This is a genomic window from Microvirga guangxiensis (genome assembly GCF_900102135.1).
Taxonomy (GTDB): Bacteria; Pseudomonadota; Alphaproteobacteria; order Rhizobiales; family Beijerinckiaceae; genus Microvirga; species Microvirga guangxiensis.
Map to the genome: position 1 here is coordinate 146,790 of NZ_FMVJ01000009.1, position 15,208 is coordinate 161,997.

General features: G+C 59.9%; 12 protein-coding genes and 1 riboswitch. Of the genes, 8 read left to right on the forward strand and 4 right to left on the reverse strand.

Annotation, left to right across the window (positions count from 1 at the left end; translation table 11 throughout):
• Window positions 1-189: 189 nt before the first annotated feature.
• The 3 genes from repB to BLP10_RS16220 form a co-directional block, all read right to left on the reverse strand.
• Window positions 190-1,254 (reverse strand): plasmid partitioning protein RepB, encoded by a 1,065-nt coding sequence (gene repB / locus BLP10_RS16210; protein WP_091136858.1) that lies wholly within the window; start codon window positions 1,252-1,254, stop codon window positions 190-192.
• 3 nt (window positions 1,255-1,257) lie between these two features.
• On the reverse strand, window positions 1,258-2,478 hold the full coding sequence (gene repA / locus BLP10_RS16215; protein ID WP_091136959.1) for a plasmid partitioning protein RepA: 1,221 nt from the start codon (window positions 2,476-2,478) through the stop codon (window positions 1,258-1,260).
• 2,226 nt (window positions 2,479-4,704) lie between these two features.
• The gene (locus BLP10_RS16220; protein WP_091136861.1) at window positions 4,705-5,625 is read right to left on the reverse strand and encodes a recombinase family protein; all 921 of its coding nucleotides are present in this window, start codon (window positions 5,623-5,625) and stop codon (window positions 4,705-4,707) included.
• A gap of 353 nt (window positions 5,626-5,978) precedes the next feature.
• Here BLP10_RS16220 and BLP10_RS16225 point away from each other — a divergent pair, with 353 nt between their 5' ends.
• From BLP10_RS16225 to BLP10_RS16255, 7 genes are all read left to right on the forward strand, one after another.
• Entirely contained in the window at window positions 5,979-7,139 is a 1,161-nt protein-coding gene (locus BLP10_RS16225) for an RHE_PE00001 family protein (protein WP_244510590.1), read from the forward strand.
• Window positions 7,140-7,225: 86 nt separating this feature from the next.
• Window positions 7,226-7,411, forward strand: coding sequence for a hypothetical protein (locus BLP10_RS16230; protein ID WP_091136863.1), 186 nt, complete (start codon window positions 7,226-7,228; stop codon window positions 7,409-7,411).
• A 302-nt stretch (window positions 7,412-7,713) separates the two neighbouring features.
• Window positions 7,714-7,825, forward strand: a riboswitch (TPP riboswitch).
• The gene (locus tag BLP10_RS16235) at window positions 7,816-8,424 is read left to right on the forward strand and encodes a YkoF family thiamine/hydroxymethylpyrimidine-binding protein (protein ID WP_091136867.1); all 609 of its coding nucleotides are present in this window, start codon (window positions 7,816-7,818) and stop codon (window positions 8,422-8,424) included. It overlaps the preceding riboswitch by 10 nt.
• 35 nt (window positions 8,425-8,459) lie before the next feature.
• On the forward strand, window positions 8,460-9,044 hold the full coding sequence (locus tag BLP10_RS16240) for an ECF transporter S component (protein ID WP_091136870.1): 585 nt from the start codon (window positions 8,460-8,462) through the stop codon (window positions 9,042-9,044).
• A gap of 28 nt (window positions 9,045-9,072) precedes the next feature.
• Entirely contained in the window at window positions 9,073-10,707 is a 1,635-nt protein-coding gene (locus BLP10_RS16245; protein WP_210183630.1) for an ABC transporter ATP-binding protein, read from the forward strand.
• Window positions 10,680-11,486, forward strand: coding sequence for an energy-coupling factor transporter transmembrane component T family protein (locus BLP10_RS16250; protein WP_244510592.1), 807 nt, complete (start codon window positions 10,680-10,682; stop codon window positions 11,484-11,486). Before BLP10_RS16245 ends, BLP10_RS16250 begins: the two co-directional genes overlap by 28 nt.
• Complete coding sequence (locus BLP10_RS16255) at window positions 11,470-12,435, forward strand: choline/ethanolamine kinase family protein (protein ID WP_175493942.1); 966 nt, start codon at window positions 11,470-11,472, stop codon at window positions 12,433-12,435. Before BLP10_RS16250 ends, BLP10_RS16255 begins: the two co-directional genes overlap by 17 nt.
• Before the next feature lie 115 nt (window positions 12,436-12,550).
• Here the strand turns inward: BLP10_RS16255 and BLP10_RS16260 are convergent, their stop codons facing one another.
• Window positions 12,551-13,579 carry an endonuclease/exonuclease/phosphatase family protein gene (locus BLP10_RS16260; RefSeq protein WP_139165516.1) on the reverse strand — a complete coding sequence of 343 codons (1,029 nt, stop codon included), beginning with the start codon at window positions 13,577-13,579 and terminating at the stop codon, window positions 12,551-12,553.
• A 209-nt stretch (window positions 13,580-13,788) separates the two neighbouring features.
• On the opposite strand from BLP10_RS16260, the gene BLP10_RS16265 reads away from it, so the two are divergent.
• Window positions 13,789-15,123 (forward strand): extracellular solute-binding protein, encoded by a 1,335-nt coding sequence (locus BLP10_RS16265; RefSeq protein ID WP_091136881.1) that lies wholly within the window; start codon window positions 13,789-13,791, stop codon window positions 15,121-15,123.
• Window positions 15,124-15,208 lie beyond the last annotated feature (85 nt).

A 15,208-nucleotide genomic window follows, 5' to 3' on the forward strand; every position in this document is an offset into this window, starting at 1 on the left:
CAGACTCCTGCATCCGCAAACCCTCAGAAACCGGCGGAGCACTGAGCTCGGTCAGGATCAGTTTCGAGGGTAAATTGTGCACGATTCGCCCGGCTGGTGGAGTCGGAGCTGCTTTCGACGTCAAGAGTCGATCGGGAATCCAGTGGGCAAGTTTCGCGGCATCCACACGAAACACGGCAAAGCGCGGGATTAGACCCCGCGCCTTGTTTTCTTGAACTCTTTGTAAAGCGCTTCGAGCCGACCTGCGATAAACTGGCCAAAATCCGGCTCCAACCGGTCGTTTAGGACGAGAGTGGTTCGGCCTGGCGCGGTTGAGATCTTTGCAATCGCCTTACCGTCAGGCGTGTGCCAAACCTCTGGCGGCTTAGGGCTTGCCCTCTTTTCCTTGACCGCCTCGACGAGTACCTCAAATCGCTGATCCCCTTCCGCCGTCTCAAATGGAAACGACTGAATTGCGGTCCGTGCTCGTTCGAGCGCCGCGTCAGACTGCAGCGCCTCTGCAAGTTCATCCCAGCGCACACGCCCGATCCCCGGCGCTGATCCGATGGCTTTGGCGATTTCCTGCGGAACCTTGTTTGCGAGACTGATCATGCGCGACAAGGCTGCTTTGTCGACGCTGAGAGCAGACATGATCACATCGCGCGAATATCCAGTCTTCTCGAGGGCGGACGCAAACAGGCACTTCTCAATGTAGGAGAGGTCAGCGCGTGCGCTGTTTTCCTGTCCCTGTGCGATGACAAGCTGAGTATCTGTCAGTTCCCGAACGACGGCTCGTACCTTTCGGCCAAGAGCTTTCACTGCGCGAAGTCGTCGGTGGCCGTACGCGACTTGGTAACGACCCTTGTTATCGGGATGAGGACGCACAAGTATCGGAACAAGTTGCCCGTCTTCGGCGATGCGTTGTTTCAGATCGGCGTCCTGCTCCGGCTGCGTCCCAAGACGATCAGAAATGAAAGCAGGGTCGATTGTGTCGGGATCGAGCTCAACGACGGCAAATCCGGCACTGAGTTTCTCTTCGATATCGCGGGCCCGATCGGCTTGTGAGGCAATCGTTGCAAGTGACTTTCCGAGAGTGCCAAAAGCGCCAGTTTTAGTGATCGTCGGAGCCGCAGGAGGGCGCTGCGGCATAGACCCCGGAAGGTCCGCTGCTTTAACCTGTTGCGTATCGGCGGCTGTTAGGGCTGGCTTCGACGGAAATTCAACATCCGGAACATCAGGGCCGGCTATATTCGCCAGAAGATTCTTGCGGGCCATCGGTTATGCCCTCCCCCAAGCGCGCTGGACCAGAGCTTCAATTTCTGCATTCACAAGATCAAGCGCCTCGATGGCACGATCATAGGTCGAGCGAGTGAACTGCTGACGGTCTACTTCATATAGGGTCTGTTTCGTGATGCCTGCGTCAGCGATTGCCGTGCTTTTGAGCATGGGATGAGTGAGCACCCGCTGCCCGAACATCGAGCGCATAAACCCAACCATTTGCGTCTGCGGTCCGTCGCCCGGTTCGTAGCGAGTGATCAAGTAACGAAGCCAATCATGTTTTGTGTTACCGCCAGCGGACGCAACGACATCGAGGAGCTCACGCATCATTATCAGGAACTGGTTCATCGACATCACGTCCAACATCTGCGGATGGACAGTGAGCAGAACCGAAGTCGCCGCGCAGATTGCAGAGAGAGTGAGGAAGCCGAGTTGTGGCGGGCAGTCGATAACAATTATGTCGTAGCGATCAGCAACAGTATCGAAAGCAGCGCTCAAGCGGGCGAAGAACATCAGGTCTTCAGCGCCTCGACCAGTCAGAGCCTTCGGTGTCTCATGCTCGAACTCCATGAGCTCGAGATTGCCTGGCACTAGATCAAGACCGGCAACGTAGGTTGGTCGGATGATCTCTGCGAGCTCCCTCCGCTCATCGTCGTAGCGAATGGCGCCGTAGAGCGTTTCATTTGGCCCGACGTCAAATTCCGGCTGCTGCCCAAACATAGCGCTCAAGCTCGCTTGGGGATCCAGATCGACGGCGAGGACGCGATATCCCTTAAATGCAAGGTACTGAGCTAAGTGAGTTGCAGTCGTTGTTTTTCCCGATCCGCCTTTGAAGTTCATCACCGAGATGACCTGTAGGTGCTCGTTTCCCGTGCGATGCGGGACGTAGCGTCGTTTTGACCGGGTGTTAGTGTCGAGATAGGCGCGGATCTCGTTCATGTCTTCTACGGAATAGAAACGTCGGCCGGTGCTGGAGACATCGGGGTTCCCCGCCTTACCTTCTTGGCTGATTTGGCGGAGATAGCCGTCGTTGATACCGATCAGTTTGGCGGCTTCTACGGGTGAGAAGCGCCTAATAGTTTTGGATGCAGAAGGAGGGAACAACTCTAATCGGTGGGCTCGGAGGCGTCTTGTTAGCTGTTCGGTGTCGGCCCCTATAAGATCGCGGATGTCATCCTGCTCGTGACGGGCCTCGTCGAGCATCTGAGCTGCAGCTTCCATGTCCATCTCCGCTTCGGGTGCCAACTTCGAATTTTTGGCGAGTTTTGAATTATTTCGAAGTTCAGTATTCGAGAAAGAACCTAATACAAGGTTAAAGTTTCCTTGTTAGCTTAACACGCTGGGTGTGTTGCGCAGAGGTTACAAGCTCGCTTACGGGCGCTTTTCACCGGTTATCTTAGCATTCTGCCTTGCAACAAAGATTCGTTCTTGAGCCCTATCGTTGTTCTTCCCAGAAAGAATTGTGCGGATATAACCGCGACCTAAGGTTCGGAGCCTGCGCGTCCCAAATGGTTAAGCCCGAAAGTATACAGGCTTGCTAGTTAGAGGGGCTCGTTCTTGTCCGAGTTCATTGATGATCGTAGTCAATGCAGCCGCATAAAGGTAAGGGCGATCCAGTCAGAAAGAATGACGAGTCTGCCAGCTTTGGGTCAGATCTGTCTGTCGCTGCGCCGGCGCGTTAGGCGATCAGTTATGCATGTACAACTGCTTTATGGGCGGGGTCCTTTGGGCCTGACTTGTTAGAAGCAAGTGGCTCGCCGAAGTATGTTGGAAGCCTTCGGTAAGGATCTGTTTGGGCCCCCCCTGGCTACGCCTTGGAGGGCCTGATCTCAGTGTCTAGCAAATACGGCTAGGGAACGAGAACAAGTGATGTGTCCTAGTTGTACATGTACAACCGGCGGCTCGAACTGAGCGCAATGCCCCCTAGGCCCTGGGGACCGTTAGGTGTCCATCTTCGCTGCCCTACGTCTACATCACTCAACAGAATACGCTTTCTGCATTTAAGAACTACAAATGGATGATGCTGTAGGGTCCTTGGCTTGATCGGATTAATGACGCCAAAGCCAGTTGCGCTCGACTAGCTTGCTTGACGGCTTAAGGCATTGATTGGCCCCAAGCCCTTCGACGGACGTGCGCCGCTCGGCTGCTATGAGGTCTAGCTGCCCCTGCCCTAGCGAAGGACAGCCCTGCCGAGACAGCAAACTCCCAATTCTGCTCGCTGATGCAAAACGCGAATTAGACTAGCGCCGGCTGACAGGTTCTACCCCGACTCTCACGAGAGTTGTACATGTACAACTCAAACTTCCTAGATCAGCCCTGTTTCCCTGACCTAGCGATGCGATCGCCTCCTCTTTTGGTTCAGAACGAAGCGCCATTCCATTTAGATTCCGGAACACATACGGAGTTGTATTGTACAACCCTCATCTCTCAGATGCCCCCGAGCGACGCTCGGATGACTTTCATGTGAAGCTGCTCGCCCAACTGCGGGCGCCGTGCCGTTACATCCGGTACCCACCTTGGAGGCAGTTGTACATGTACAACTGCCCTCTGGACCGCTGGCAGAATTCCATAACGACGGGGCTATGATCTACATCACCTACATAATCGGCATCCATCTAGAGGAGCGCGCGAAATCCATCGGCCCATGGAAGCGGTGCCGCGTACTACGGTGGCCCATCTCTATCGGAGTGATCGGGTCGACCTTTTGGTGCGGGCAAGAGATACATACGCAAACACAGCTACCCGGCCGAACGCCATCCTACTAATTCCGGATGATCTCGGCACCCCAGTGGCCGACGTCTGTGTCAATCACCGCTTCTACGACCGGCAGCTTTCCAATGATGGCGGTAATGCGCCCACGATCAGAAGAGGCCGTTTTGCGGCAGCCTCGAGTGGACTTCCGTGGCGGGAACGACCAAAAGGGCTGGTTACTTTATCGACTTGAGCGTAATCTGGGTCATCTGCAATCTCCTCTGCCACCCATATCCTGGCGGGGGCAGGTTCACGGTAAGCCTCTTCGTGCTCTTTAAGGTACAATCTGCAAAAGCTTGCTGCGATAGACTTTCGTCCGTGCACCGCGGAGTGGTCTTATGCAGCTATGCCCGAACGAAGCGCAATAACCCTCCTAATCAATGATAAGACTCTAACTTTACCGCCATTCGCCGATCGAACGAGCGCAGCCTCGCACTGGAGGCTGAATAATCCGGCCTGCCGTTCATCGAACTATCATGAATGCAATAGGAGACATTAAGCTGGCAGTGTTCACAGCCCCTCAGTTCACTTGGTGCCGCAGAGCCATAAAAGCGCCGGGTATGGTTTTAACTAACGGGGAGGGTTAACTAGAAGAACATGCTTCTCCCGATCCCGGCCTCCCATCGCTCCAGAACTGATCCAACTATGTCAGATCTTATTTCGGATCAATTTAGTGAATTGCATTACCAATGGCCGCTAGTTTGCGTCATGTGTGGATACTGGTAGGGCCAGCCCAACCTTTCGCGCTCGGTCGAGTTGCTTCTTCACGGATGAAGCTGACCACCTAAGACTCCCCCTTGGGGTTCGCTCTCGCATGCGCTCGAGCTGCACTCCGATCTCACGCAAAGACAGGCTCGGGTCGGTCATGGCGATACCTGCTATCAGCGTCATGAGACGGTCCTCAGGATTTGTGCGCGGGGCAGGGCGGAGGAGGACAGGGTCCGCCATGTGTTGTGAGACGAGCTTCCCAACCGCGCGACGGAGCCGGGCTACGGTCCAGGCTTGCCCGCTGTCGGCGAGCACGCGGACAACATCCTCCCACGGGTGCTGCGGGCGCATACGGCGAACCGTTGGCATCCAGCGATCCGCACTGGCAATCAGTTCATCGAGGTAGACCTTCTCGCGGGCGAGGGCGATCTTTCGAATGGCGTCCGGCCGGCGCTCGCGCATGCCCGGGTTCCCAGGCTTCTTGCCCCGCGCTTTGGCGGCCTTGATGCCGGCTCGCGTGCGCTCTGAGATGAGGGAACGCTCGAGCTGTGCCACCGCGCCAAGCACATGCAATGAAAATATTCCTTGCGGCGTCGAGGTATCGATAGGATCGCGCAAGGACCGGAAGTGAGCCTTCTTGGCTTCAAGCCTTTCGATCACCTCCAAGAGGTGGCTCACCGAGCGGGCAAGACGGTCAAGGCGGACAACGACAAGGACCTCGCCCGGGTTGATATCGCGGACGAGCCGCGCCAGTACCGGCCGGGCGCGGCTTGCGCCGGAGCCATGTTCCTGATGGATCTCAGCACACCCGGCCGCGCGTAACTCGTCGAGCTGCGCATCGTGCGCCTGATCCTCCGTCGATATGCGGGCATAGCCAATGAGCCGATTTTTCGAGAGGGGAGGGGCCATCAATCAGATTCAGGAGCTTGTTCGCAGCCATTTGTACACTTTCGTTCACTGCGAGCAACTGATCCTTTGCAGACGATCCATGAGAGATTTCGTTTACCAGCCGCGACGGGCAGGGCTTTTCACTGGCCGCCGAAAGTGGCTTAAAACAAAGGGTTTGGGCGCTCTGCGACGCCCGAAGGACCAAGCCGGGCGGTCGGCCCAACCCTCAAACGCCTTCGGTGGGCGTGGTGCCCGGACGCATTCGCGCGAGACGACGTGGATCCGTCCCTCAGACCGTAGCCATCGTTTGCATCGCTTCCCACACCCGAGCTATAGTTCCAAAGATCAATACCTTAGCTGTGGGAGGCACAAGCGTGGCATTCGGGGGCAGGGCACTGGAGTTCGACGACCCGACCCCGCTGGAGGTCCGAACCTACGCTCTGCCGGAGCTGCCCTGGGAGAGGGTCGCCGGCCGGCTCGAGCCGATCACCATCCGCCTCCTGCGCCTCGACGCCCGCCTCGAGGCCTCGGGCTTGGCCGCCGGCTGGCAGGCGCGCTGCGACATGACCGAAGCCGTGCGTGCCCTCATCCTCGACGGCCAGCTCGTCGATGTCGGCGACCTCGTCCTGCACGATGCCGGCATGGACGTGCGTCATCCCACCCACGAGCTCACCCGCGCGGCCGCCGCCCTGCGCGCCCGGCGCACCGCTCTGGCCCGGCCGGCGCCGTGGCCGCTCTCGATCGACGGCCTCGCCGCTTTGCGCGGCCTCAGCCCCACACGAGGGGAGGGGGAGACTACGCGGCCCAAGGGCAAGCCGGATCTGGACGACGACGAGGCCTACCCACCGTTTGCCAACGATGCCGATCCCTGGCAGGCGCACTGGGCCGAGATCGATGCCCTGCTCGCGCGCACCAACCAGGTGCTGGCCGGCGAGACCCCGCTGCCGAAGCGCCGCTCGCACCTGGTCTATGACCCTGACCTGGATGAAGCCGAGAACGAGGATCTCTGGCTCGATGTCGTGAAACGGACCGCCCACTGGCCGGCATTGGCCGCTGCCGCCGTCGCGTGGAACGCTTGGCTCGATCTCAACCTCTACACCCGTCTGCCCTGGCTCGGGCTGATCATGGCCGCCGCCGTCCTGCGGGGGCGCGGCCTGACCAGCCATCTGCTGCCGCTCGCCGCCGGCTTCAAGCAATCGAAATTCCGGCCGCGGGGCCGGGAAGGGGCGCTGGAGAAACTCGAGGGCTTCTGCACGGTGGTCGAGGAGGCGCTCGCCATCGCCCACAAGGATCTCGACCGCCTGATCCTCGCCCGCGAGCTGATGCAGCGGCTGACGAAGCAATGCCGCTCCAACTCCAAGCTGCCCGAGTTGGTTGAGCTGTTTCTCTCCCGCCCACTGGTGACGGTGCCGCTCGCGGCCAAGCTGCTGCAGGTCACGCCCAAGGCCGTCGACCTCATGCTCGCCCAGCTCGGCGGCGCCCTGCCGCGTGAGCTGACCGGCCGACGTCGTTATCGCGCCTGGGGCATCGTCTAGATTACCTGCACTCCTTTGAGGTCCCGTCATCCGCCGTTCATCCTTCGTCGGGTAATGCGACGCTGAGTTTTAAGGGACAGTTGCGTATGTTGATGTGGGCTACAGTTGTTGCTTTTCTCCTGTCGCTCATGGCCGTAGGCCCGCTGCGGGAGATCGCGCCATCCTGGCTTCAGACCGGCGCTGAGCTGGTGGCGGTGATCAGCCTCTTTGCCCTGGTGTGCCTGATGGAATCCAGCGGCAGCAATACTGATTGTTCCAAACCGGCCGCCTGAGCGGTTCTTCGGTCAGTTCCAGTGACGCCCGAGAACATCCTCCTCTCGGCTGCGGCCCCCCATTTTTGTAGAGGGTTCGTGCCTTGTTCGGCTCGCCGCCAGCGATGTTGGTGCTGGCGCTTCGCCCTCGTGAGTGAGCGGGCCATATCCCTTTCGCATCCGAGACGACGCCTATGCTGGAACGCTTGTTGAGCGACCCTCGGAGTGAGCGCGCGATCCTGACAGAGCAGGGACAATACTAGGCCAGCAGAAAAGGCGTGTCGGTCGAGGTTGCGCTTCCGGACGCAAAGGTGCTAGGAACTCTCCATCGACAGGGGTGCTCCGTATCGCCGGGGCTGAGATGACGGTGCGAAGCCGTCGGACCCTCAAGCTGATCTGGATAATACCAGCGGAGCGAGGACACGATGTTTTCCGGGGCACAAGTCTCCCTTTATCCCATGACCGACGATTTCGTCGGGGTCATTCTCAAAGCCATCACGGCGCTTGAGCCTTACCGGCCGGACTTCCGAATCGAAACCGACGATGTTTCGACGCTGCTCGTCGGTCCGCCCGATCAGCTTTTCCCGGCCATGCGCGATCTGTTCGTCACTGCGGCTGGTTCCGGTGTCCATTGCGTTCTGGCGGCCACTGTCTCGCGCGGCTGCCCGGGCGAACCGGACGATCCGATCTGCACGCCAATAAACGACGTGCACTATGGCCAGCCGCTTGAGGAGCGGATCGCGGCCGCCATCCAGCAGGTCGAGGCGGCGCCGAAGACAGGGCAGATCGTGGCGGCCCAGTTCTCGCTGTATCCGCTCGGCAGCGGCCACCACATGGACGAGATCTACGGCTGCATCGAGTTCCTGAAGAACTCCGGCGTCTTCGACCGGTCCAAGAACTTCTGCACCAAGCTGCGTGGCGATGCGGGGGCCGTTTTCGCGACGCTAAGCGAGGCCTTTCTGCGCTTTGGCGCACCGCAGGGCCATGTCGCCCTCGATCTCAAGGTCTCAGCCAACAGCCCGACCGCTGTTTAAGCCATCATCCATCCAGTCCACATCAGGAGACCATCATGTCCGATACGCGAGGTTGGACGCTGAGGGAGACCCTCATCGTCACCGTTCTCGGTGCGGTCTTTGCCGTGCTCTATCTGGGTTGGGTGCAGGTCTGGCTGATCGCTCAAGCGGTCTTCGGCCCGGTGACGATGGATGTGGTGATGGGCTTCTGGTTCATCGCCTCCATCGTGGCCGCTGCGATCATCCGCAAGCCAGGGGTCGCCTTCGCCGCGGAGGTGCTGACCGCAGCGGTGCAGATCCTGCTCGGCAGCCCCGCAGGCCTGTTGCTCCTGGTGACCGGTGCGGTCCAAGGCGCCGGCGCCGAGATCGTCTTCGCCGCAACCCGATGGCGCAACTACTCCTTGCCGGTGTTGATGGCAGCAGGCATCGGTGCCGCGATCTTCTCCTTCTTCTATACCTGGATCCGCTTCGACTATGGCGCCCTTCAGCCTGGTATCCTGGTTGCCATGTTCATCCTGCGCTGCCTGAGCGGCGCGCTGTTGGGCGGCTGGCTCGGGCACGTCATCGTGGAAGCGCTCTACAGGACCGGAGCCCTCGCCGGTCTGGCCATCGATCATGCGAAGCGATCCGCAATCGCCTAGAGCAGGATTCGCGGCCGAATGGCATGAGGTGACGGTTCAGTATCCCTTTGCCAAACGGCAGGCGGTTGGACCGGTCAGCCTTGGCATTCGGCAGGGCGAGCGTGTCCTCCTTCTGGGCCCCTCAGGCTCGGGCAAGTCGACGCTCCTGCTGACACTGACCGGCCTCGTGCCACACAGCATTCCCGCGACGGTCAACGGAGACGTCCGCCTTTTTGGGGCGAATGTCGGAACGAGGCAACCCTGGGCCTGGGCGGCGCAGGTGGCGCAGTACTTTCAGGATGCGGACCAGACGCTCTGCGGCATGCGGGTCGAGGATGAGATCGCCTTTGCCCTGGAAAACCGCGCCTTGCCGCCCGCGCGCATCGCGGAGCGCGTGAAAGAGGCGATGGAACGGGTCGGGGTGCCGGAGAGCTGGTGCAGCCGTCCGACGTCAACCCTGTCTGGGGGCGAACGGCAGCTCGTCGCCTTGGCCGCGACGCTCGTGCAGGACGCCTTCTTGTTCATAGCGGACGAGCCGACGGCGCATCTTGCGCCGCAGGCAGCCGACCGCCTTCACGCGCTGTTGACCGAGCATGACCCGTCTCGAGGCGTCCTCATTGTCGATCACCGGCTGGACGGCCTGATCCAGCAGATTGATCGCATGGTTGTCCTTGGCGAGAACGGTACAATCATTGCTGAGGGACCTCCGCGGACCATCTTCCGCGCCAAGCGCGACCTTCTAGCATCGGAAGGCATTTGGCATCCGGTCGCGAGTGACCTCGACGCGCGATTGGTGGCAGCGGGCCTTGCGCCTCGTGTGGCGCCTCTCTCCGTAGAGGAGGCTCTGGCGCATCTCGATCCCAGAACGGCCCCTCGTGGGCATGTCGAGAAAGCCCTTCCGGCTGTCGAGGCTTTCGTGGCTGAGTACGCGATGCAAGGCGTCCAGACGGCACCAGATGCTCCGGTCCTGGCACGGCTTGTGAATGCCGATTGTGCACCGTTCCTCGGCCCCACAATTCTGCGCAGCATTGATCTTGCCGTCCATGAAGGCGAGATCCTCGGTGTTCTCGGGGCGAATGGCGCGGGCAAGTCGACGCTCGGCCTTTGCCTGGCCGGTCTCCTGCCGCTAAAAGCGGGCAAAAGGATCGGCGCGCCCGGCGGCTACGCATTCCAGCGGCCGGAGAACCAGTTTACCGCCGGGACCGTCCGTGACGAGATCCTGGATGCTCTTCCCAAATCGATGGCTGCAAAGGCCAAGGCGGAACGGGTGGCAGCTGCCTTGCTGGCGTGGGGGCTTTCCGGACTCGAGAGCCGTCATCCCTTCGAGTTGTCCCAGGGTCAGAAGCGAAGGCTCGCCCTTGCGTCTCTCACCGTGTCCGACCACTGGCCGCTGCTCGTTCTGGATGAGCCGACGGCAGGCCTCGATATGCATGGCGTCTCCATGCTCATCAGCGAGATCCTGGCCTTGCAAGAGAGGGGGCAAACTGTTGCCGTCATCACCCACGACATGGATTTCGCCCTGCGTCTTTGCACCCGTTCAATCATTGTTGGTGAAGGCGGTATTCTTGCGGATGGTCCCACCCAGGACCTGATGCGGGACACGGCGCTCCTCCGGCGGGCAGGACTGGCCGAACCATCCTGTGCTAAGGCGCTGCAATGGCTGCAACGGGCCGTGTCATGCTGAAGGCGCTCAATCCGCTCAGCAAGCTTCTGGTCTGCGTCGTTGGATTGGCCGCGTCTGTCCTTGTCTTCGATGCGCGCTTTCAGATCGCACTGATCGTCCTGACAGGATTCTCGCTCGTCATTCTCAACCGCACGTCGCCACTGCTTCTTCTGGCGCTGATGGTGCCGTTCTGTCTGTTTGGTTTCGGATTCCTGACAACCAGCCTGCTTTTCCGGCAGGACAGTGATTTCGCCATGCGCATGGCGGGCGAGGCCCTCCTGACTTCTCCGGCGTTCTCGGCAGGCCTCACCCTGTTTCTGCGTGCCGTCGTCTGTGGGATGATCTCGGTTTTCTTTGCCCTGACCACCGATCCCGGCGCCCTGGTGCGCGCATTGATGGTGCATGCGCGATTGCCGCCGCGGATCGGCTATTCGCTCTTTGCGGCGATGCTGCTGGTTCCGGATCTTGCATCCGAAGCGCAGCAGATGCGGATCGCCCGCGCCATGAAATCGGGACGCCGTATCCGGCGGGTGCCGGGACCGGGAGAAATCATGTCTCTCGTGATCCCACTGCTGGCCTTTGCGATCCGCCGCGCCGGGCGAACGGCGATCGCGCTGGAAGCGCGCGGCCTCTCGCCTGACAGCCCGCGGACGGTGCTGAATGCTCCAGGCTTCAGGCGATCTGATGTCGTCTTCATGATTGCGGCGATTCTCGCAATCACCCTATGCGGCGCCGTGACGTTCACCGACATCAATGCATTCTTGTCACTGCCTCAGGTGGGTTATGAAGAACCAACTTGAATTTGAGTTGGGTCAGATCTCAGCTGACCTCGCCGAGGCAGTCCCTGCGTTGCGCGGCTTGCGTTTGCAGAAAATCGCCACACCACTGGGAGGACTTTCCAATTCCAATTACCGCCTGGACCTGCCCGGCGGCTCTCTGGTTCTGCGGGTGCCAAGATCGAACCCAGGACCGTTTCTCATCGACCGTCAGGAAGAGGTAAAGGCTGCATGCTTTGCCGGCGCGGCTGGGATTGGGCCTCCCGTGCTCTATGCCAATCCCCAGGGCGTGATGCTGACGCGCTTTATCGAGGAAGCGCAGCCCATGAGCATTGAAGCCTATCGGTCGGATCCGATCTCGGTGCAGCGCACGGCGCATGTCGTCGCCCAACTCCATCGGTCCGACCTCCGTTTCAAGCGACGCTTTAACCCTTTCCGGATCCTCGACGAGTACAGAGTCGAGTGCCGGCTGCGATCTCATGGCCTGCCCGTGCTGCCCTCCAGGCTGGAGGCAGCGGTGGAAGAGGCACGAGCAAAGATAATGGCTTCGCCAGTGTCACTCGTCCCAAGTCACTGTGATCTGGTGCCGGAAAACTGTCTCGATACCGGATCACGCATGGTCCTCATCGACTGGGAATATGCCCGCATGAACGACCCGGCATGGGATCTGGCCTATTTATGTGTCGAGGGCAGACTCGACGCGACCCAGGAGCACTTGTTGCTTGCGTCCTATGATGATTTCGCTGTGACCTATGGACGACTGCAGGTGTTCAAGCTGCTGACCTGCATCTTGAATGCTTTGTGGGGTAGGCTGCAGACAGGTCCCAAAGGCCACCAATTTTATGCTTCATGGACGCATGAGCGATTAGTTAGCGGCATCCAATTGGCTGAAGATCCACGATGGACGAAGTGGCTTGCCTGTGCAACCAAGAAGGCTGGCAGAAACCGCGGTACTGCGGACCGCCTCCTGTGAGAGAACTGCAATCCGGCATTCGGTAGCAGACTTGAACCAGTCCTTCACTAGCCTTCAATTCTACTCGCAGACCCAGCCCCTCCGCTCATTCTTGAAGCAGTCCAGTCGTTTTCGATCAAGCAAGCCTGAGATCGACGCTGATCAGTTCGTGGTCCGAAATGGCCGTCCCTTCCATATCGACGGCGCTCCAAGTCCGGCATCCGGTGACTTCAAGGCCGCGGACAAAGAGCCAATCGAGGCGGTTGAACGGAGGCGGCGGGGTTCCATCAGGACGGGTTCGCTGCGTCGCGTGTCCATCGTTGCAGCTGATCCAAGTGAAGCCTGCATCCGCCATCTCCGCAAAGAGCGGTTCACTGGCCTTGAGATTATGGCAGGTTTCCCACCCCGTAGCTAAATCGGACGGCAGAGAGGCCGTGTTGAAATCGCCGCCGATAACGGCCGGTGCATCGCCGATCCGCATGCGGAGCGCGTTCAGGAGCCGCCGCGTCTGGAGGGCACGGCTCGCCGGATCGCTCCGGCTTTCCAGATGAATCGAGATGACCCAAAGAGGAAATGGCGCTGACGCGACGCGCGCGGCGATCGCCATCCGTCCGCCCAGGCGGCGCTGGTCTGCATCGCTGTTGCTGAACCAGGTAGCGCCTTCATCGAGTGGAACGACGAAGATATCCGCAAGGCGGCTACGGCTCATGATCGCGTTTCCATGAAGGCTGAGCGTGTTGCTCTGACCCGCATGCCAGATCATTTCCCGGCTGTCGCCGAGGCCCAGTTCCACGAATTCGACGGCGAAGGCGAAGCCCTGCTGCAAGGAACTCGCGAGATCGTGCACCGTATGGCGGTTTCCGGAGCGCGCCATGCCGACATCCATTTCGGATAAAAGAGTGACGTCTGCTGCGACTGTTTCGAGAAGTCGGGACGAGGGCTTGTCGTATTTGCAGCGCTCCGCGTTCCAAGCCGCAATTCGAACTGTCGAGCCCAGCGGAATGGGAGAAGGCGGTGGTGTGACCTCGATCGCATGCAGGGCAGGAATACGGGCCGCAATCAGATCGTGAGCTTGCTTGGTCGCCGGTGCCTGTCGGGCGGCGGAGTGCTCAGCGGGGGGAGTGGGTGGAAAACTCGGGCAGGTTTGAAGAATGATGTCTTGCATGGCTCTGAAGGCAAGAAGGAACATGAGTGAAAATAACGGCAGCTTGCAGACATGTTAATCGTGACGGCCTGATGACACTCCAGCGTTCAGAACCCGGCCTCCCGGTCCTGTCATGTTTGCGTCATGCAAGTTTTGGAACGCTGTCACCAAGCGGTTCTATCGATTTTCCGTCAACGCCAGTCTTCCATGGCATGATTGAGAGACATCACATGAACCGCTTTCTTCTCACGGGCGCGACAGCGCTCGCGCTTCTCGTGTCCGGTGCCGCGCAGGCGCAGCAGCGCGTCAAGATCGAACTTTGGCAAGGACTGACGGGCGATCTCGGCAGCGCTGTCGAAGAGGTCTGCCAGCGCTTCAACGACTCGCAGAAGGAGTTCGAGATCTCCTGTCCGACACAGGGCTCTTACGATTCCGCCGTTCAGAACGCCATTGCCGCGTTTCGCGCCAAGAAGCAGCCAACCATCGTGCAGGTCTTCGATGCCGGCACTCTCGACCTAATGCTCTCGGAGGCGTTCATACCGGCGCGCAAGCTGATGGAGGAAAACGGCTACAAGATCGATTGGACGAACTATTTCCCCGGCATCGCCAACTACTATGCCAACTCGAAGGGCGAGCTCTATTCCTTCCCCTTCAACTCCTCGAGCGCTCTGTTCTACTGGAACAAGGACGCCTTTGCGAAGATCAGCAAGACCGAAGCCCCCAAGACCTGGCAGGAGGTCGAGGCTTCCGCCCGTGCGTTGAAATCGGCCGGCTACGAATGCCCGATGGCGATCAACTACGACACGTGGACGCTCCTGGAGCAGTTCTCCGCAATTCATGGCGAGCCGATCGCCACCAAGAACAACGGCTATGGCGGCCTTGATGCTGAACTGGTGGTCAACAGGACCAAGTTCGTCGACTACATCAAGTTCATGAAGAAGGGCCTCGACGAGGGGCTGTTCAAGATCAAACTGCCGGAGACCGGCGCCAACATCGTGCAGGCCTTCGCTTCGGGCGAATGCCAGATGACGATGACGTCGGTCGCCGATCATGGCGTCGTCGGCAAGACCGCCAAGCCTGAGATGAAGTGGTCGGTGGCCATGCTCCCGGTCATGGAGGGCACGAAGCGGCTCAACTCGCTGGTGGGCGGCGCCTCTCTTTGGGTGCTCAGCGGCAAGTCGAAGGACGAGTACCGCGCTGCGGCTGCCTTCCTGAACTTCATCGCCACGCCCGAATCCGAGCTCTTCTGGTCGACCCGCACCGGCTACATTCCGGTCACGAAGACGGGCTTCCAGCACCTGAAGGATCAGGGTTTCTATGAAAAGCCGCAATACGAGGGCCGCGAAATCGCCCTTGAATCGCTGACCGCGAGCGAGGTCACGCCTCTCAGCCGCGGCATCCGTCTCGGCGGCTTCATCCAGATCCGCAAGGAGATGCGCGATGCTCTGTCGGACATCTTCGCAGGCAAGGTTTCGGTGGAGGATGGCATCAAGTCCGCCGTCGAGCGTTCGAACGCGGTCCTGCGCCGCTTCGAAAAAACCTACGCCGGCAAGCAGCTTCTCTGATTTTGAAAAGCCGTAACGGTTTCTACCGGCGCGCTCCGAGCGCGCCGGCTCACCACTGGTTTGACCGGATCGTCGTTTCGGCTCG